The 19,096-nt window shown below is 66.5% G+C and carries 14 protein-coding genes; 12 read left to right on the forward strand and 2 right to left on the reverse strand.

The window, feature by feature from the left end:
• Positions 1-2: 2 nt before the first annotated feature.
• From OOT46_RS26870 to OOT46_RS26920, 11 genes are all read left to right on the forward strand, one after another.
• A complete protein-coding gene (locus tag OOT46_RS26870; protein ID WP_416136261.1) occupies positions 3-2,423 on the forward strand; it encodes a copper-transporting P-type ATPase in 2,421 nt (806 codons plus the stop codon).
• 178 nt (positions 2,424-2,601) lie between these two features.
• Positions 2,602-2,877 (forward strand): DUF2933 domain-containing protein, encoded by a 276-nt coding sequence (locus tag OOT46_RS26875; RefSeq protein ID WP_265406703.1) that lies wholly within the window; start codon positions 2,602-2,604, stop codon positions 2,875-2,877.
• 10 nt (positions 2,878-2,887) lie between these two features.
• Entirely contained in the window at positions 2,888-3,553 is a 666-nt protein-coding gene (locus OOT46_RS26880; RefSeq protein ID WP_265406704.1) for a methyltransferase family protein, read from the forward strand.
• A 198-nt stretch (positions 3,554-3,751) separates the two neighbouring features.
• A complete protein-coding gene (locus OOT46_RS26885) occupies positions 3,752-4,204 on the forward strand; it encodes a hypothetical protein (RefSeq protein ID WP_265406705.1) in 453 nt (150 codons plus the stop codon).
• Positions 4,205-4,319: 115 nt separating this feature from the next.
• Positions 4,320-4,670, forward strand: a complete 351-nt coding sequence (locus tag OOT46_RS26890; protein ID WP_265406706.1) for a DUF305 domain-containing protein — start codon at positions 4,320-4,322, stop codon at positions 4,668-4,670.
• Between the two features lie 124 nt (positions 4,671-4,794).
• Positions 4,795-5,193, forward strand: a complete 399-nt coding sequence (locus tag OOT46_RS26895) for a hypothetical protein (protein ID WP_265406707.1) — start codon at positions 4,795-4,797, stop codon at positions 5,191-5,193.
• A gap of 84 nt (positions 5,194-5,277) precedes the next feature.
• Positions 5,278-6,561 carry a TolC family protein gene (locus OOT46_RS26900; protein ID WP_265406708.1) on the forward strand — a complete coding sequence of 428 codons (1,284 nt, stop codon included), beginning with the start codon at positions 5,278-5,280 and terminating at the stop codon, positions 6,559-6,561.
• 4 nt (positions 6,562-6,565) lie between these two features.
• The gene (locus OOT46_RS26905; protein ID WP_265406709.1) at positions 6,566-8,101 is read left to right on the forward strand and encodes an efflux RND transporter periplasmic adaptor subunit; all 1,536 of its coding nucleotides are present in this window, start codon (positions 6,566-6,568) and stop codon (positions 8,099-8,101) included.
• A complete protein-coding gene (locus OOT46_RS26910) occupies positions 8,098-11,304 on the forward strand; it encodes an efflux RND transporter permease subunit (protein WP_265406710.1) in 3,207 nt (1,068 codons plus the stop codon). Before OOT46_RS26905 ends, OOT46_RS26910 begins: the two co-directional genes overlap by 4 nt.
• A 147-nt stretch (positions 11,305-11,451) precedes the next feature.
• Positions 11,452-11,772, forward strand: coding sequence for a response regulator (locus tag OOT46_RS26915; RefSeq protein WP_265406711.1), 321 nt, complete (start codon positions 11,452-11,454; stop codon positions 11,770-11,772).
• A 168-nt stretch (positions 11,773-11,940) separates the two neighbouring features.
• Positions 11,941-12,474, forward strand: coding sequence for a hypothetical protein (locus tag OOT46_RS26920; RefSeq protein ID WP_265406712.1), 534 nt, complete (start codon positions 11,941-11,943; stop codon positions 12,472-12,474).
• Between the two features lie 228 nt (positions 12,475-12,702).
• On the opposite strand, the gene OOT46_RS26925 is transcribed toward OOT46_RS26920, so the two are convergent.
• Together OOT46_RS26925 and OOT46_RS26930 are read right to left on the reverse strand one after the other, a co-directional pair.
• Positions 12,703-17,193 (reverse strand): PAS domain S-box protein, encoded by a 4,491-nt coding sequence (locus OOT46_RS26925; protein ID WP_265406713.1) that lies wholly within the window; start codon positions 17,191-17,193, stop codon positions 12,703-12,705.
• A 50-nt stretch (positions 17,194-17,243) separates the two neighbouring features.
• Positions 17,244-18,197, reverse strand: coding sequence for a diguanylate cyclase (locus OOT46_RS26930; RefSeq protein WP_265406714.1), 954 nt, complete (start codon positions 18,195-18,197; stop codon positions 17,244-17,246).
• Positions 18,198-18,848: 651 nt separating this feature from the next.
• On the opposite strand from OOT46_RS26930, the gene OOT46_RS26935 reads away from it, so the two are divergent.
• A partial coding sequence (locus tag OOT46_RS26935; RefSeq protein WP_265406715.1) for a SymE family type I addiction module toxin occupies positions 18,849-19,096 on the forward strand: 248 nt, incomplete at its 3' end.

A 19,096-nucleotide genomic window follows, 5' to 3' on the forward strand; every position in this document is an offset into this window, starting at 1 on the left:
GAATGGCCCCCCACTCGCACGACCACCCTGGACACCCAGGACACCCGTTGGCGGCGCCCCCCGGCGGCGCCACGGTCTACACCTGCCCGATGCACCCCGAGGTCCGGCAGGACCGCCCGGGCGACTGCCCGAAATGCGGCATGCACCTGGTGCCGGAGGGCGCCGCCGGGTCGGCGACCGGACATGCGCACCACGGAGCTGGCGGCCTGCCACAGCAGGGGGCGGCGCATGGGCATGACCATGGCCACCCCCATGGCCATGGTGCCGCCGCAGCAGCGCGGCCGGCGCCGGCACATGCCCCCGTCACCGCTCCAGCCAGTCCCGGCGCGGTCTACACCTGCCCGATGCACCCGGAGATCCGGCAGGACCACCCTGGCAACTGCCCGAAGTGCGGCATGACGCTGGAGCCCTTGATCCCGGAGGCGACGGCGGACGACGACAACCCCGAGCTGCGGGATTTCACGCGGCGCTTCTGGTGGACGCTGCCGCTGACGGTGGTGGTCACCGTCCTGGCGATGGCCGGGCACCGGCTGGGCTGGATGGACCCGGCCCAGCAGAGCTGGCTCGAGCTGGTGCTCTCGCTGCCCATCGTCCTGTGGTCCGGCTGGCCGTTCTTCGCGCGCTGCGCGCAGTCGTTCCGGCATCGCAGCCCGAACATGTGGACGCTGATCGGCATCGGCACCGGCGCCGCCTTCGTCTACAGCGTCGTCGCCACCGTTGCGCCACAGCTGTTCCCGGCCAGCTTCGTGGCCCACGGGCGCATCGGCGTCTACTTCGAGGCCGCCGCGGTCATCATCTCGCTGACCCTGCTGGGGCAGATGCTGGAGCTGCGCGCACGTTCACAGACCTCCGCGGCGATCAAATCGCTGCTCGGTCTGGCGCCCAAGACGGCGCGGCGCATCGAGCCGGACGGCAGCGAGGCGGACGTGCCGCTCACCCATGTGCACGTCGGCGACCGCCTGCGCATCCGCCCGGGCGAGAAGGTGCCGGTCGACGGGGTCGTGCTCGAAGGCAGCAGCGCCATCGACGAGGCCATGCTGACGGGCGAGCCGGTCCCGGTGACCAAGCGGCCCGGCGACAAGGTCATCGGCGCCACCATCAACACCTCCGGCTCGCTGGTGATGCGGTCGGAGCGGGTCGGCTCGCAGACCATGCTGTCCCAGATCGTGCAGATGGTCGCGCAGGCCCAGCGCTCGAAGGCGCCGATGCAGCGCATGGCCGACCAGGTGGCCGGCTGGTTCGTGCTGGTCGTGATCAGCATCGCCCTGGCCTCCTTCTTCGCCTGGGGCTTTCTGGGTGGCGAGCAGGGCTGGCAGTACGGCCTGATCAATGCGGTGTCGGTGCTGATCATCGCGTGCCCCTGCGCCCTGGGCCTGGCGACGCCGATGTCCATCATGGTGGCGACCGGCAAGGCCGCCACCCAGGGCATCTTGTTCCGCGACGCCTCGGCCATCGAGCACTTCCGGCGCGTCGACACGATGATCGTCGACAAAACCGGCACGCTGACCGAGGGCAAGCCGGCGTTCGACCGGGCGGTGGCGGCGCCGGGACGGTCGGAGGACGAGGTGCTGCGCCTGGCGGCGAGCCTGGACCAGGGCAGCGAGCACCCGCTGGCGCAAGCGATCGTGGACGCAGCACGCGCTCGGCAGCTCGCGCTGGCCCCGGCGCTCGACTTCGAGTCGTCCACCGGCATCGGCGTGCGCGGCCGGGTCGAGGGGCAGCGGGTGGCGCTCGGCAACACGGCGCTCATGGAACAGGACGGCGTGGACGTCTCGGCGCTGCGCGGCGCCGCGGAAGCGATGCGCCAGCGCGGCAGCAGCGTCATGTTCCTCGCCCGCGAGGGGCAACTGCTCGGCATCCTGGCGGTGTCCGACCCGATCAAGCAGAGCACGCCGGAGGCGGTCCAGAGCCTGCACCAGGCCGGGATGCGGGTGGTGATGGCCACCGGCGACGGCCTGACCACCGCCCGGTCCGTGGCCCGGCAACTGGGCATCGACGAGGTGCACGGCGAGGTCAAGCCGGCCGACAAGCTCGCGCTGGTCGATCGGCTGCAGCGCGAGGGCAGGGTGGTGGGCATGGCCGGCGACGGCATCAACGACGCGCCCGCGTTGGCGAAGGCGGACGTCGGCGTGGCGATGGGTACCGGCACCGACGTGGCGATGAACAGCGCCCAGGTGACGCTGGTCAAGGGCGACCTGCGCGGCATCGCCCGGGCCCGTGCCATCTCGCAGGCGACCGTCGCGAACATGCGGCAGAACCTGGTCTTCGCCTTCGTCTACAACGCGCTGGGCGTGCCGCTGGCTGCCGGCGTCCTCTATCCGTTCACCGGCTGGCTGTTGTCGCCCATGATCGCGGCGCTCGCAATGAGCTTGTCGTCGGTGAGCGTGGTGTTCAATTCGTTGCGGCTGCGGGGGACCCGGTGAGCTGCGGGCCCCGTCGCGGTTGCGGCGGGGCGGCGTTGCCCTCTCTGCGAGGGGCCGAAGGGGCTGGCGTTCGCCGGCCCTCTGTGCCACGGCCGCGGCCCCGTGTTGATCCCCATCAAGGCGCGCCGTCGGCTGACGCTTAAGCTGGCACAGACGTTCTCACCGAAAGGAGGAACACATGCCTGCCCCCTTGCAAGACCGGGAGCCGCGGCGCGGCCCATCGAAGTCCTCTGTGGTCTTCGGCCTGTTCGCGTTGATCGCGCTCTTCTTCCTCGTCACCGAGCACCGGGCGCACCTGCTGGGCGCCCTGCCGTATGTGCTGCTGCTGGCCTGCCCAGTGCTGCACCTGTTCCACCGACATGGCGCCCAGGGTCCGAACGACGAGCGGCGCGGGCCCGACACCGGGCCGGGGGGCGCCGGCGCACTCCGAGACATCCACTCGCACCGATCCTAGGGAGATCACCATGAATGTGACCCACCCTCCCGCTTACGGCCTGTGGTCGCTGGTGGTCCTGAACTCGCTCGTGTTCATCATCTTCGCGTTCAGCTTCGCCAAGCCGCAAAGCGGGCGCGATTGGCGTTCGTTCGGTGCCTTCTCGGATTTTTTGGTGGCGCTGTTCACCGAGATGTACGGCTTCCCGCTGACGATCTACCTGATGTCGGGGTGGCTGAGCACCCGGTTCCCGGGCGTCGACTTCATGTCCCACGACGCGGGACACCTGTGGGAGCTGCTGTTCGGCTGGCGTGCCAACCCCCATTTCGGCCCCTTCCACCTCTTCAGCACCCTGTTCATCGTCGCTGGGTTCTGGCTGCTGTCGGCCGCCTGGCGGGTGCTCTGGAAGGCGCAGCGCCGGCACCTGCTGGCCACGACGGGCGCCTACGCGAAGGTGCGGCACCCGCAGTACATCGGCTTCGTGTTGATCATGTTCGGCTTCCTGCTGCAATGGCCGACCTTGCTCACGCTTGCGATGTTTCCGGTGCTCGTCTTCATGTACGTGCGGTTGGCGCTGCGCGAAGAGCGGGAGTCTGAGCGCGAGTTCGGAGAGGCGTGGCGCTGGTATGCGGCGCGCACGCCGCGCTTCATCCCGCGTTCTGGCCGTGCCGACGGGGACCGCCGCCACCAAGCTTGACGCAGGAGGCGGCCCGGGGCGCAGCTGCGGCGCCGTCGTCCAGGCCTGCCAGTGGGTCTCCACCGGGCAGATTTGACCCGCGCCGTTCGGGGCCTGTGGCGCGGCAGCCGCGAGATGCCGCTGGCTTGAGCGGCATCAAGGCTGCGGGAGGCGGGCTGGTTACGCTGGCATTCCATCGGAACTTTCACCGGACCTCTCATGAAGACCATCGCCCGCCCCGTTCCTCAAGCGGCCTGGCGTCTGCTCGCTGCCACCGTCGTCGTTGCCGCCGCGGTTGGCTGGTTCACGAGCGCCCATGCACAGAGCGAGACTGGTTCCGCGACCCAGACGACGGCCGTGCAGGGCGTGACGATGAAGGTCACACCCCAGCCCTTGGCGTCCGGCGCCACCGAGTGGGAGTTCAAGGTCTCGCTCGACGCGCACAGCGGCAGCCTGGACGACGACCTGGCCAAGACCTCGGCGCTTGTCGTCAACGGCAAGGAGATCGCCCCGACGGCCTGGAACGGTGCGGCGTCCGGCGGCCATCACCGTGAAGGCGTGTTGAGGTTTCCGGCGCCCGCTGAGCCGCCCGCCGCCGTGGAGTTGCGCATCCGCAGGGCGGGCGAGAGCGAGCCGCGCGTCTTTCGCTGGGACGCCGCAGGGTTGCGCTGAGCTTCGCCTGGTCGGCGCAAGGGCTCGCGACTGTCGGACATCCCTTTAGGAGCGCTGATTGCTTGGCTCGAAGTCGCGGGATGGCCCGTGACCTTTGAACATTTCAGGAGTGCACATGAACCCTCACCTGACGCGATCGTTTCGTTGGGCCCTGTGCCCGCTCGTCATCGCTGCGGGCCTGGCCAGCGGCGCAGCGCTGGCTCAATCGGCCCCCCACGGCTCCGACCCGATGCACCAGTCCATGATGTCCGGCATGCAGGCCATGCAAGACATGAAGCCGACCGGTGACACCGACAAGGACTTCGCGACGATGATGAAGATGCACCACCAGCAAGCCCTGGACATGGCCAAGGCGGAGCTGGAGCACGGCAAGTCGCCCGAGATGAAGGCCATGGCCCAGAAGATCATCAAGGACCAGACGAAGGAAATCCAGAAGCTGGACAGCTGGCTGGAGAAACAAAAGTAAACCGGACGGCGGCGACCAACGCGTAACGGTCCGCGCGGTGCCTTGCAAGGAACAAGTGGCACTTCTTTGCGCCACCGCAAAGCCCGGCGAGCGCCGCCGGCGCTGCGTTCGGTAAACTGACCGCATGAAGCTGAACAAGGTAACCCGACGCTGGGTGGCGACGCTGCTCGCCGCGGTGTTGGTGTGCCTGCAGCTCGTCACCGCCGCCTATGCCTGCATGGGGACCCCGTCGTCCGAGGTCCTCGCGATGGCGGACATGCCCGACTGCGAAGGCATGTCGGCGGAGGATACCCAGCAGCCGCAGTGGTGCAAGGCGCACTGCGACCGCGACAAGCAGACGGTGAACAGCGCGCCGGTGGTCGACGCGCTGGCCCCGCCGGTGCTCGACTGGCTCATCACGCGCCTGCTGCTGGTGGTGCCGACGCTGGACGGGGAGGCCCTGCCTGCCACCGTCGCGGCGCACACCGGCCCCCCCGACGGCAGCCCACCCCCGTACCTCGCCTTTCTGGTTCTCCGCAATTGAGCCCTGACGCCTCGTGCGCAGCTGCCCTGGCGCAGCCGCGCTGACACGTGCTGTTCGTCTTCTGGGTCATTGTGGAGAACCGTCATGGCATTCCGTCTGGGCGAGGGCTTGGGAGCCCGCCCGTTCGCCGCGAGCGTCGCTCGCGCGCCCCTGCGCGCCGCCGTGGTCGCGGCCGCGCTTCTATCCGGTGTCGTACACGCCGCACCGCTGTCGTTCGAGCAGGCGCTGGCGCTGGCCGAAGAACGCGCCGCCAGCTTGCAGGCCAGGCGGTCGGCGGTCGAAGGGACTCAGCAAGCGCGGGTGGCCGCAGGCCAGCTGCCCGACCCCCAACTGGCCGTCGGCGTCGAGAACTACCCGGTCTCGGGCCCCGAGCGCTTCAGCTGGAACCGCGAGTCCATGACCATGCGCCGCATTGGCGTGATGCAGGAGGTGCCGAACGCTGCCAAGCGGGCGGCGCAGCGCGATGCGGCCGAGGCCGTGGCCGAGCGCGAGCGTGCGATGCTGGAGGCCGACCGGCTGGCGGTGCGCCGTGAGGCGGCGCTGGCCTGGCTCGCGTCGCACTTCGCTGAGCGCAAACTCACCGTCTTCACGGTCCTGGAGCGGGAGAACCAGGTGCTCCAGGACACCCTGGCGGCGCGCGTGGCGGCCGGCACGGCGATGCCCGCCGATGCCTTGATGGCGCGCCAGGAAACGCTGGAGCTGGCCGATCGCCGCGACGAGCTGCGGGCCGACGTCGAGCGGGCACACGCCCAGCTGCGGCGCTGGACCGGGGAGCTGCCGGATCTGTCGACGCACGCCGACGCTCCCACACTGCGGCTGGATCTCGCACGGCTGCTGAGCGGGCTCGACCGGCATGCCGAGCTGCTCGCCTATGCGCCGATGCAGGCGATGGCTCGCGCCGACGTCGACGAGGCGGAGGCCATGCGCCGAGGCGACTGGGGGTGGGAGGTGACCTACGCCAACCGGGACCGCGCCTTCGGCGACATGGTCTCGTTCCAGCTGACCTTCGAGCTGCCGGTCTCGCGCGGCACCCGCCAGGAGCCCCTGATCGCCGCCCGCCGGAAGGCGGTGGAACGGCTGCAGGCCGAGCGGGAGGACGCGCTGCGCCGCGTCCGCGCCGAGGTGGACGCCCAGCTGGCCGAGCTGCAGCGACTGGAGCGCACGCTGCAGCGGCAACAGGGCGCCGCCCTGCCGCTTGCGCAGGAGCGCGCGAAGGTGACGCTGGCCAGCTACGAGTCCGGTCGGACCGATCTCGGCGCCGTGCTCGCGGCGCGCAAGAGCGCCGCCGAAGCGCAGCTGCGTGGCCTGGATCTTCAAGCCCAGGTGATGGCCCAGCAGGCCCGCCTGGCCTACCTCATCGCGGAGTGAGGCCATGACTGCCGACAAGAAGCTTTTTGCCGCCGCCGTGCTGCTCGTCGCCCTTGGAGCAGGTCTGGGCTACGGTGTCGCCCACTGGCGAGGGGAAGCGGCACCCGCCGCGCATTCCGACCCGTCCCACGTCACACCTGCGGCCAGCGCTCCGGCTTCCGGCGACCGCAAAGTGCTCTATTGGTACGACCCGATGCTGCCGCAGCAGAAGTTCGACAAGCCCGGCAAGTCGCCCTTCATGGACATGCCGCTGGTCCCCAAGTACGCCGACGAGGCGCCTGCGGGCGGCGTCGCGGTCGACCCACGTGTCGCCCAGACGCTGGGCGTGCGCACCGCGGTGGTGGAGCAGCAGCGCCTCGCCGCCTCGGTCGAAGTGCCCGCCACCGTACAGCTCAACGAGCGCGACGTGGCGATCGTGCAGGCGCGGGCCACGGGTTTCGTGCAACGGGTGGCGCGGCTGGCGCCGGGCGACGTGGTCGCTCCAGGCGCTGTCCTCGCCGAGCTGCTGGTGCCCGACTGGGCCGGCGCGCAACAGGAGTTCCTGGCGCTGCGCCGCATCGGCGATGAAGCGCTGGTGGCTGCGGCACGACAACGCCTGGTGTTGCTGGGCATGCCCGCCGCACTCATCCAGCAGGTCGAGCGCAGCGGCCAGGTGCAGGCCACCGCTGCGATCCACGCCCCGACCGGCGGGCTGGTGCAGGAGCTGATGGTGCGCCCCGGCATGACGGTCGCGCAGGGCATGAGCTTGGCACGCATCACTGGGCTGTCCACGGTCTGGCTGGAAGCCTCGCTGCCGGAGGCACAAACCTGGGTCGCCCGCGTGGGACAGCCAGTCGAGGTGCAGCTGTCCGCGTTTCCCGGTGAGACGCTGCGTGCCCAGGTGACCTCGGTGCTGCCGGAGGCCAGCACCGAGACGCGCACGCTGCGGGTGCGGGCGGAGCTGCCGAATCCGCAGGGCCGGCTGCGTGCCGGCATGTTCGCTCGGATGCGCTTCGGCGCGCCGGGGGAAGAAGCGCTGCTGGTGCCTGCAGAAGCCGTCATCCGCACCGGACAACGCGCGCTGGTCTACGTCGTCGAGCAGCCCGGCCGCTTCCGCCCTGTGCAGGTGCAACTCGGCCGCGAGCTGGGCGACCGGCTCGAAGTGCTGCAGGGCCTGCAGCCGGGCCAGCACGTCGTGGCCTCCGGCCAGTTCCTGATCGACTCCGAGGCGAGCCTGCAGGGCGTGTTGCAGCGTGAGGCCGGCGCCAGCGCGCCCGCCGCCCCTGCGGCCGCAGCGCCGGCCCCGTTGCCCGCGGCTGCGCTGCACCAGGGCGTCGGCCGGATCGTGGCGCTGTCGGCGCAGGAGGTGACCTTGGACCACGGTGCCGTGCCGAGCCTGCAGTGGCCCGCGATGGAGATGGGATTCACGCTGGCACAGCCCGAGGTGGCGAAGGGCTTCAAGGTCGGCGACACCGTCCGCTTCACGTTCCGCGAGGGCAAAGACGGCTATGACGTGACCCGCCTGGAGCGTGAGCAGCACCAGCACGGAGGTGCCCAATGATTGCCGCCCTCATCCGCTGGTCGGTGGGCAACCGGTTCCTGGTGCTCCTGGCCACGCTTTTCCTCGCTGTCGCGGGCGTGCTGTCGCTGCGCTCGACGCCGATCGACGCGCTGCCGGACTTGTCGGACGTGCAGGTCATCATCCGCACCAGCTATCCCGGCCAGGCGCCGCAGATCGTCGAGAACCAGGTCACCTATCCGCTCGCCACCACGATGCTCTCGGTGCCCGGTGCCAAGGCGGTGCGGGCGTTCTCGTTCTTCGGCGACTCCTTCGTCTACGTGCTGTTCGAAGACGGCACGGACCTGTACTGGGCCCGCTCGCGGGTGCTGGAGTACTTGAGCCAGGTCCAAGGGCGCCTGCCGGCCACCGCGAAGCCCTCGCTCGGGCCCGACGCCACCGGGGTCGGCTGGGTGTTCCAGTACGCGCTGGTGGACCGCAGCGGCCGCCACGACCTGTCCCAGCTGCGCGGGCTGCAGGACTGGTTCCTGAAGTTCGAGCTGAAGTCGGTGGCCAACGTGGCCGAGGTGGCGACCGTCGGCGGCATGGTCAAGCAGTACCAGGTGGTGGTCGACCCGGCCCAGCTGATCGCCTACGGCATCACCCACGACCAGGTGCGCGAGGCGCTGATGAACGGCAACCAGGAGACCGGCGGCGCGGTGCTGGAGCTGGCCGAGGCCGAGTACATGGTGCGCTCGGGCGGTTTCCTGAAGTCGCTGGAGGACTTCCGCAGCATCGTGCTGGACAGCCGCAACGGCGTGCCGGTGCTGCTGAGCCAAGTGGCCACGGTGCAGATCGGCCCCGAGATGCGGCGTGGCATCACCGAGCTGGACGGGGAGGGCGAGGCGGTCGGCGGCGTGGTGATCCTGCGCACCGGCAAGAACGCCCAGTCGACCATCGCCGCGGTCAAGGACAAGCTCACGCAGCTGCAGACCAGCCTGCCTCAGGGGGTGGAGATCGTCACCACCTACGACCGCAGCTCGCTGATCCAGCGCGCCATCGACAACCTGTCGATGAAACTCGTGGAGGAGTTCGTCGTGGTCGCGCTCGTTTGCGCGGTGTTCCTCTGGCACCTGCGCTCGGCGCTGGTGGCCATCATCTCGCTGCCGCTGGGCGTCATGGCGGCCTTCCTCGTGATGCAGCAGCAGGGGCTCAACGCCAACATCATGTCGCTCGGCGGCATCGCGATCGCGATCGGCGCGATGGTGGACGCCGCCGTCGTCATGATCGAGAACGCACACAAGAAGCTGGAGGCCTGGCAGCACGCGCACCCGGGGGAGGACCTGAAAGGCGAAGCGCGCTGGGCGGTGATCACGGACGCGGCCGTCGAGGTGGGACCGGCGCTTTTCTTTTCCCTGCTGATCATCACACTGTCCTTCATCCCGGTGTTCACGCTGGAGGCGCAGGAAGGGCGGCTGTTCGGGCCGCTCGCCTTCACCAAGACGTACGCCATGGCGGCCGCGGCGGGTCTGTCCGTCACCTTGATTCCGGTGCTCATGGGCTACTGGATCCGCGGGCGGATCCCCGACGAGCAGCGCAACCCCATCACGCGCGGGCTGATCGCGGTCTACCGTCCGGCGCTGGAGGGGGTGCTGCGCTGGCCCAAGCTCACGCTGGTGATCGCCGTCGCGGTGTTCGCCACGACCGCCTGGCCGCTGATGCGGCTGGGCGGTGAGTTCTTGCCGCCGCTCGACGAGGGCGACCTGCTGTACATGCCCTCGGCGCTGCCGGGCTTGTCGGCCCAGAAGGCGTCGGAGCTGCTGCAGATCACGGATCGGATGATCAAGACGGTCCCGGAAGTCGAGCGCGTGTTTGGCAAAGCGGGGCGTGCGGAGACCGCGACGGACCCGGCGCCCGTGGAGATGTTCGAGACCACCGTGCAGCTCAAGCCGCGCGAGCAGTGGCGGCCGGGCATGACGCCCGAAAAGCTGGTGGAAGAGCTGGACCGAACGGTCAAGGTGCCAGGGCTGAGCAACATCTGGATCCCGCCGATCCGCAACCGCATCGACATGCTCGCCACCGGCATCAAGAGCCCGATCGGCGTGAAGGTGTCCGGCACGGACCTCGCTTCGATCGACCGTGTGGCCTCCGCCGTCGAAGGCGTGGCCAAGGCGGTGCCGGGCGTCAGCTCGGCGCTGGCGGAGCGCCTGACCGGGGGCCGCTACGTCGACGTGCAGATCGACCGTGCAGCTGCGGCGCGCTACGGCCTGAACGTGAGCAACGTGCAGTCCGTCGTCTCCGGGGCCATCGGGGGCGAGAATATCGGGGAGACGGTCGAGGGCTTGGCACGGTTTCCGATCAACCTGCGATACCCCAGGGAACTGCGGGACACGCCGGAGAAGCTGCGCAACCTGCCTCTGCTCACGCCCACCGGTCAGCAGATCACGCTGGGGACCGTGGCGCGGGTGGCGCTGGTCGACGGCCCGCCCATGCTGAAAAGCGAGAACGCGCGCCCGTCGGGCTGGGTGTACATCGATGTGCGCGGCCGCGACATCGCCTCGGTGGTCAACGATTTGCGACGCGCGGTGGCCGGGAAGGTCGAGCTGGAGCCGGGTGTGAGCCTCGCCTATTCCGGGCAGTTCGAGTACATGGATCGGGCCAACCAGCGCCTGAAGGTGGTCGTGCCGGCGACGCTGCTGATCATCTTTGTGTTGCTGTATCTCACGTTCCGGCGGTTCGAGGAAGCGCTGCTGGTCATGGCCACGCTGCCGCTGGCGCTCACCGGGGGCATCTGGTTCCTCTACCTGCTCGGCTACCACCTGTCCGTGGCCACGGGCGTCGGCTTCATTGCGCTCGCCGGCGTCGCCGCCGAATTTGGCGTCGTGATGCTGCTCTACCTCCGACATGCGTTGGAGGACCGGGCGCGTGCCGGCATGGTGATCGACCGAGACGTGGTGCTCGACGCGATCCGGGAAGGGGCGGTCCTGCGGGTGCGCCCCAAAGCGATGACGGTCGCGGTCATCCTTGCGGGTCTGGTGCCCATCGTCTGGGGCTCGGGCACGGGATCGGAGGTCATGAGCCGGATCGCCGCCCCGATGCTGGGCGGAATGCTGACGGCGCCGCTGCTGTCGCTGTTCGTCGTGCCGGCGGTGTTCTTGCTGATGAATGTCCGGGGGCGTCTCATGTTCGGAGGCGCGGCGGTGTCTCCCGCCCCTTTGCACGGTTCCACGGCTCCATCTCCCGCTGCCTCACAGAGACCGGTCTGAGCCTACGGCTCTCGAAACAGTGCGCGGAGTAGGCATGTGCTCCCCCGAGACCGGTCGACGACATGAAAAAAGACCTCGCAGGAATCGGACTGGCCGAAGCATTCGATGCGCTCATGCTGCTGTGCAAGGACGATCCGAAGTTCCCCAGTGAACAGGGTGCTCGCCACCGAGATGCTGTCCCTGCTGGGTTACCGCACGTCGGTCGCGACGGACGGAGCAGAGGCGGTGGAGCAATGCCGCCGTCGCCCGCCCGGCGTGGTGTTGATGGACGTCCAGATGCCGACGCTGGACGGTCTCAAGGCGACACGTAGGCTGCGCGAGTTGCAATCCAATGGCGAGCTCAAGCGGTTTCCCATCGCGGGGGCTACCGCCTACGCGAGCGGTGCCGATGAGCGGCAGTGCCTGGAATCGGGCATGGACGGCTACTTGACCAAGCGCTCGATCTGCAGGACCTGTCGCTGGAACTGAAGCGGGTGCTTGGCGGCTAGGCCGGGAGCATCCTCGGCACGCATATTGCCGTGCTCCGGCAGCCAACGTGCGGCGAGGCTGTACAACACCTTAAAGTTTGCTTACCAGCTCCCCCACCTCGGCAGTAGATACTGAATAGTTAACAAAAACAGGGAAGCATTCGGACAGATGGATCTCGCGAAGTTGCTTCGCTGGCAACTGGAGGACATCAGCGGCAAAGCGATACGCGCCGCGAAAGCTCCAGTGCACCAGCGAGAAGTTGCACGTCAGGCGCTCGTGCTTGCGGCCGCAGGCCTGGTCGCCGTGCGCGAGCGTGTGCTGGCCGATTTGTCGGCCACCCAGGGAACGCCAGCGCACTGGGGTCGAATCGGAAAGCGATACGCCGCGCTCAAGCACGCTCTCGTCGATCTCGCGCCGCCATGGGGTCAAGGCGTACGGCACGACCAACGGCTGAAACGGTTTCAGAGCACGGTTGCCGCACTCATCACCGCCGAGTCACGCGACGTGTACCCGGTACTCGAGAAGCGCCAGATTCACGGCGGCCTGCAGTTGCTGGAAGCAGAGGTGCAACTGCTTCTGGAGCGGCACGCGGTGCCTGCCGACTATGTCAGCACACGCAGTTCCGAAGAGTTGCTTACCGAGGCGCGCCTGGTGCTGTCGTCCATGCCCCGCGATGCGGGAATTGCACCGGGCGATGACTGAACCACGTAGCGCGTCTACGGCTCCTTGTCCTTTGGCGACGAAACAAGAGGTCCTTCAGCACAGCGCGAATCGGACCGAGTCGGGCGGAAGCTTTCGGAGCTGCAGGTCGTACGGTCGTTGACGAGCGCCAAGCCGTTGAGGGGGACGCGTCCGGCGCGGGCCTTGTCGGACTCACGTCACGGCTTCCCGGGCGCCGAAACCGCGTCTCGGCCGCTGACCGCCAGGCCACTAACTTCCACTAGAAGGGGACGCCGCCGCGGAGGGGGCCGCATCCCGCAGGGTGGCAAGGAGCGAGGTTGCGGACGAGAAACTCAGGTCGTCCAGCTCACGCTCCAGACGCTCGAAGTGTTCGCGGCCTAACGCCTGTCTGAGGTCAGGGCGCATCCGTGCAAACAGGTCGAGCGCAGATAAGTCGCTCGCCTGTAGCAATGCGATCAAACGGCCTACTTTCTCTCGGTCCAGCTGCGCAGCGATATCGCTGGGGAGGGAGCGTCTTGTATACGGGCTGAGATGCTGCGACGAGCTTCGCTTCAATAGATCGAGCTCGGAACGCAGCTGTCGGCGCAACTTCACAAAGCGGTCGACGTCGCCCCGTCCAAGGGCGCCCTCGGCGGCGGTCGCGGTGCGATGCAGGTCCTTGGCTCCTAACAACGACGCGCCTCCGCGCAACCGGTGCATCCTCGCCTTCGCAGCGGTAAGGCGGTCTGGCGTCGCTGAAACTGGCTCATCTATGCGGATATCCTCCGCCTCTGCCAGCAACCGCTTCAACATTCGCAAGAACAGCTCGACGTCGCCATCGAGCCGCTGCCGCACGTCGCGGCCATCTATTCCCTCAATCTCCGGCCACTCATCGTCGTTGCCTGGGGCGAGTTCGGGGCTCGTCGTGCTGACGCTGGCCGTCTCTTCGCGCCGAGGGCCGAGGTGATGCACGATCGCAACCAGCCCTTTAGGGTCGAAAGGCTTGGTGATGAAGTCGTTCATCCCGGCGGCAAGCGCTCGCTGGCGTTCGCTGACGAGCGCCCCCGCAGTCAGCGCAACGATCGGCAGGTGCGTGAGACCCATCTCACCCCGGATGCGGTGGGTCACCTCGATGCCGTCTAGCCCCGGCATCTGTACGTCCATCAGAACGAGGTCTACCGTACTGCTCGCCTCCCTCAGTAACAGCAGCGCGGTCTCCCCGTCGGCCGCCAGCAGAACCCGGGCCCCCGCGCGTTCAAGTATTCCGCGCGCGACCTCCAGATTGATATCGCTGTCGTCGACGACGAGCACATGCATTCCTTTCAGCGGGTTCCGGTCGGGATGGGGCATGGCCAAGGCGCGGCGCGCTTCTGGCTCTGCTGATCCAACGGCGGGGAGGATCCGCATTGGAAGCACCACCGTGAACACGCTTCCGAGACCCAACTGGCTCCGCAGACTGACCTCACCCTGCAGCAGCTCGACGATGCGCTTGACGATGGATAGGCCCAGGCCCGTTCCTCCGAATCGGCGAGTGGTTGATGCGTCGGCCTGCGTGAATGGGGTAAACAGCTTTGCCTGTACGTCGGGTGCAATGCCGATGCCGGTGTCCTCGACGCTGAACTTGAAGATCGCCGTGCCGCTCTCGTCCAGGGCGTATGTGACGATGAGACGCACTTTGCCCTGCTCGGTGAACTTGATGGCATTGGACAACAGATTGGTAAGCACCTGGGCGAGTCGAGCCGCATCTCCGACAACCTGCCTTGGCAGATGAGGCGCATATTCGAACAGGAGGCTGATCTCCTTCTCGCGCGCCGGCACTTCCATCATCTCTTGTAGCTCACTGAGAACCTGGTGAAGATCGAACGGGTTCAGGTCGATGGCGAACTCACCGGATTCAATCTTCGACAGATCCAACACATCGTTGATGACCGAAAGCAGTGATTTGCTTGCGACCTTCACTTTGCGGACGATGCCTTGCTGTTCGTTGTCTAGGCGCGTTTGCTCGAGAAGATAGGTGAGACCGATCACTGCATTCATAGGGGTGCGTATCTCATGGCTCATGTTCGCGAGGAAGTGGCTCTTGGCTACGCTGGCTTGCTCGGCTTTGCGTATCGCGTGCCGCAGCGAGGACTCCTGCAGCTTTCGCTCGGTGATGTCGTGCGCCACCGCCAGGTAACCCCTCAGCCGGCCGTCCTCGTCTCGCATAGCCGTCACCGACAGCGAGACGGTGCGGCGAGACTGGTCTTTACGAACGTAGGTCCACTCTACCGCTTCACCGAGCGTCGACTCATCGAAGAAGACATCGGCTTCACTGATCGTGCGACCTAAACCGAGCGAAAGGTCTTTGGCTCTCGCTTGAACTTGCTCGATATTGTGGAAGCGTAGAAGGTTTCCTTTCCCTACCATCTCATCGCGCGTGTACCCAAGCAGTTGTTCCGCACCGCGGTTGAACACAGTGATCAACCCTGCAGGGTCGGTGGCGATGATAGATACCTCCGTAGCGGACTCGAGAACTTGCATTAGCAGCGACGTTGTGCTGCGCAGTTGGACCTCTGCGTTCTTGGCGGCTGTGATGTCAGACCGGATCGAAATGTACTTCTCGACTTGCCCGTCAGCGCCAAGGAACGGCGCGATCAAACTGTCGACCCAGTAAAGGCTGCCGTCCTTGGCCCGGTTGCACACTTGACCTCGCCATGGCTTGCCCGAGCTGATTGTTCGCCACATGTGGCGCCAGAATTCTGGCGGATGGACGCCGGAGTTGACGACGCGGTGATTCTTTCCGATCAACTCCTGTCGGGTGTAGCCGCTGATTCGGCAGAAGCCCTCGTTGACGTCGGTGATCCATCCGGCCGCATCCGCGGCAGAGAAGATGCCGTGGCTCTGCAGCGTGCTCAGCAGCGCCTCGTTTTCTCGGATGACTGCAGCGAGCTTTGCCTTGTCTTCGACCTGCTCCGAAATGTCCTGCACCAGCTCATAGAAGCCACGCGCTTGTCCGTTCACCATGTCCGGCACGCAGTAAGTCATCGTGTGCCGAGGAACCGTGCTTCCCTGGCGAAGAATCCTTCGCTCGAAGCGCTGCGGTTGGCCGGTGAGAACAGCTTGGACCCGGCGATCCCACTCCGTGCCCTCATCACCGCCGACCTCCGCAAGCGAGCGAGAAGGCAATTGCTCTGCCCCCACACCGGCCCACTCGCAATATGCGCGATTCGCAAACCTTAGACGCTGGGCATGGTCCCAATACCCGATGGCCGAAGGCACCGAATCGAGGATGTTTTGAAGGTCGCGGCGCGCACGTTCCAGTTGATCCGTCCGCTCCCGCACCAGCTGCTCCAGTCGTTCGTTATTGTTCAGGATGGTAGCTTCGGCGGCCTTTCTGTCCCTGATGTCTCGTACGGTGGTCGCAAAGCCGATGAGTTCCCCTCGCGCGCTTCTGACGGGGTAAGCGGACACGGATACGTCGATCGGAGAGCCGTCTTTGTGGCGGTGCATGGTGTCGAACGGCTCAATCGATTCGCCTTCGAGTGCACGTTGGATAAACCCTCCCCCCTCCTGCTCGGACGCGGACGGAAGCAGCAGGGAGGTGAAGTTCCTTCCCAGTGCTTCGTTGGGTCCATATCCAAAAAGGCGGACTGCCCCCACGTTCCAATCCGTGACGATCCCTTCCCGGTCGGTGCCGACGATTGCGTCATGCGAACTGCCCACGATGGCCGCTCTGCGAGCCCGCTCGCCTGCGTAAAGCTTCCTTCGTTCCCAGCTGACGAGGAGGTTGTAGACCAGTATTGCGAGCAACGAAGACCCTGCAATCCCCGCAGCCGCAATCTCACCAGTGGCGAACTTGGCAGTGCGTTGAATGAACATTGGGGATGCATGCAGTTCGGCCTCCCACTCCCGGCCGTAAAGCGAGAGAACAAGAAGGCGAGAGATATCATGCTGCGCGGACGAGTTGGTGCGGATTGAGCTGAAGAACGCCTCCTCATTTGGTCCTCGTTCTTTCAAAGCGAGCGCCACCTCTCCGTTCGCGAAGTCAAAATCCGCGAGTATCTCGTCGATGACCAACGGCGCGTACATCCAGCCGACCGTCGCAGCCTCTCTCGCACCCTCGGTATCGGTGGGCAGGTTGGTGCGGTACAGGGGCAGTAGAAGAAGGAACGAGCGCTTCGCCTGCCCGGACGCTTGCACGAGAGTAATGGGCGCCGTCAGCACTGCGTCGCCGGTCCGCATGGCACGTTCGGCAGCTTCCCGCCGATTTGGTTCGGAGGCGATGTCCAAGCCAACCGATGCTGCATTGCGCTCTACCGGCTCCACGTACTGCACCACGTAGCGAACGCCTGTGTTAGGACCAAGCCCATGGATTCGAAAGTCGGGCGTGCCATCAGCCCGGTTGGTGGCAACAAACGCCGCTTCTTCTGATTGCGGCACCCTGCGAATCAGGCCAAAACCCCTCGCACCGGGAAACTCCTTCTCCAGTTCCCGGCTCTCGATGTACTGACGAAACGTGCGGCGATTGATGCGGTCAGCGCCTACTGCCGAGACCACCGCCCGGGCTCCTCCCAACGCGTACTCGTATGAGCGCAGTCGCTGTTTCAGCTCGGCCATGACACGCACTGCAACGGCATCGAAACGAAGCTGCGCCTCTGTCTTGACCTCCCGAACGTGCAGCATGGCCAACAGGACGCACAGCGCGATGCCAGCCAAGAAGGCAAGCGCTGCGCCGGTAGCGGGTGCCGGGCGCCAACGGGCAGTCTTTATCCCTGCTTCCATTGCTTGTGCCTCGGATGTACCGCTCCGGCGACGGCGGCCACTTCGCACCGTCAGTCCTCTACATTCATTTGAACTGCGACCGCACGTCCTGCATTCTTGGCTGCATACAACGCCCGATCAGCCGCAAGGAGCAGGCTCTGCGATCCGCACCCCAGAGCAGCGTATCCAGAGTTGCGAGCCTCTTGCGGGACGCGGTGGCGCGGCTCCTCGAAGGTGGCAACGCCGACGCTGATCGAAACGCGGCCGCGCGGCGACGCCGCTTCGTGCCTGATCTGAAGCTCGTCGACTGCCTGAATCACTCGCTGCGCCACGTGCAGCGCGCCGTCCTCCGCCGTCTCGGGCATCAGCATTGCGAACTCCTCTCCGCCGTAGCGGGCGAGCAGGTCGCCCGGCCGGCGCAGCTCGCGTGACATTGCTTGCGCCACGTCTTGCAGACACTTGTCTCCGGCGGCATGGCCGTAGGTGTCGTTGAAGCGCTTGAAGTGGTCGACGTCGATCAACAGCAGCGATATTGGCTGCACCGACCGCCGCGCACGGCGCCACTCGCGGGACAGGACTTCATCGAAATGTCTTCGGTTGCTTACACCGGTCAGCCCGTCCGACTTGGACTCCCTTCTGAGGAGATCGGACATCCGTTTCAGGCGAAGCTGGGTATGAACTCGCGCGAGTAGTAAAGCCGGGTTGATCGGTTTGGCGATGAAGTCCGCGGCGCCCAGTTCGAGCCCGGCAACTTCCGTATCTGTGTCGCTGTGGCTCGTGATAAAAATAATCGGTACGCTTTCCAGCGCCGGGTCTGTTTTCATCGCCTCGCACACTTCGAAGCCGGTCATACCAGGCATCTCCGCATCTAGCAGCACCAGATCGGGGGCCGCACTACACGCGAGCGACATGGCCTGCTGACCACTTTGTGCAAATCGAAGCGCGCCCACGCCTGAAAGCATTTTCCCGAGCGCCCTGATCATATTGACATCGTCGTCTACGAGCAAAATATTCGGTCCATCCATGATTTCTTTCCCGGCGCGACAACGAGGAAGGATTAAGGGAAACCCGCCTGCCGTCCACTCCTTCGGATGATCCTGCAACCCATCGTTCCTCTCGGCGGCACGTGACCGCACACGAGCGCAGCAATCTAGGGGCCCAAGCGGGGGATAAGATAGGGCTGGCCAATGCCTCGGCGCGGAGCCGCGGTCTCTGCAAGGCCCTGTGCGTCAGCGGTAGTCAGAAGGCGTTTTTTTGGGCGCGCAACTGTCCCATGAGTCGCGATATATGCGCGTGCGCGCATGGCTTTGCGGTGAGAAGCGTCGACGCGCTGAACACGGAGGCCGGGATGTAGATGCTGCCGCAGGAGCATCGCCCCCTCGCTGGTAGCCGCCCGACGGCGCGCCTGAGACTTTCGCCGCTCAGCGATCAGTGCCGGTGCACGGCCGACACTTCGTCAGCATTACACGCTCACGCCCATACCGCCGCGGGCCATGACGACAGGCTGAGCTAAGCCTGCGCCTCGGTTAGCGAGGAGGCGACCCGTTGCTGGCCCTTCCCTGTATGGGCAGGTCTCTTTATCCTGTCCCCGTGGCAAGGCCGCAAAGGCGCCTGCCTGAAGGTGCTACCAACACCCCAGGCCGGCTAACCACAACCAACTTACTCGGAAGTTAATCGTGGCTGATGTCAATCATAGGCCGGGCGAAGCATTGCCCACAACAACCAGGCTGGAGAAGAACGAGCGCTACCTGAACGTCAACGGCGCGTTCCTCCCTCATGACCGGACCCGCCAACCGCCGGGTACACCTGATATTCCAGTGCCGTGGGTTCGCCTGCGGGGGAAATGGCTGAGGGAGGCGGGCTTTGAGGTCGACGCGCAGGTTCGCGTGCGCATCATGGCGGGGTGTCTGGTCCTGACGACCGA

The organism is Aquabacterium sp. A7-Y (assembly GCF_026153205.1).
Classification (GTDB): Bacteria; Pseudomonadota; Gammaproteobacteria; order Burkholderiales; family Burkholderiaceae_C; genus Caldimonas.

Coding starts and splice junctions, on each gene's coding strand:
- OOT46_RS26870 (WP_416136261.1), top strand. CDS start 3: ATGGCCCCCCACTCGCACGACCACCCTGGACACCCAGGACACCCGTTG.
- OOT46_RS26875 (WP_265406703.1), top strand. CDS start 2,602: ATGCCTGCCCCCTTGCAAGACCGGGAGCCGCGGCGCGGCCCATCGAAG.
- OOT46_RS26880 (WP_265406704.1), top strand. CDS start 2,888: ATGAATGTGACCCACCCTCCCGCTTACGGCCTGTGGTCGCTGGTGGTC.
- OOT46_RS26885 (WP_265406705.1), top strand. CDS start 3,752: ATGAAGACCATCGCCCGCCCCGTTCCTCAAGCGGCCTGGCGTCTGCTC.
- OOT46_RS26890 (WP_265406706.1), top strand. CDS start 4,320: ATGAACCCTCACCTGACGCGATCGTTTCGTTGGGCCCTGTGCCCGCTC.
- OOT46_RS26895 (WP_265406707.1), top strand. CDS start 4,795: ATGAAGCTGAACAAGGTAACCCGACGCTGGGTGGCGACGCTGCTCGCC.
- OOT46_RS26900 (WP_265406708.1), top strand. CDS start 5,278: ATGGCATTCCGTCTGGGCGAGGGCTTGGGAGCCCGCCCGTTCGCCGCG.
- OOT46_RS26905 (WP_265406709.1), top strand. CDS start 6,566: ATGACTGCCGACAAGAAGCTTTTTGCCGCCGCCGTGCTGCTCGTCGCC.
- OOT46_RS26910 (WP_265406710.1), top strand. CDS start 8,098: ATGATTGCCGCCCTCATCCGCTGGTCGGTGGGCAACCGGTTCCTGGTG.
- OOT46_RS26920 (WP_265406712.1), top strand. CDS start 11,941: ATGGATCTCGCGAAGTTGCTTCGCTGGCAACTGGAGGACATCAGCGGC.
- OOT46_RS26925 (WP_265406713.1), bottom strand. CDS start 17,193: ATGGAAGCAGGGATAAAGACTGCCCGTTGGCGCCCGGCACCCGCTACC.
- OOT46_RS26930 (WP_265406714.1), bottom strand. CDS start 18,197: ATGGATGGACCGAATATTTTGCTCGTAGACGACGATGTCAATATGATC.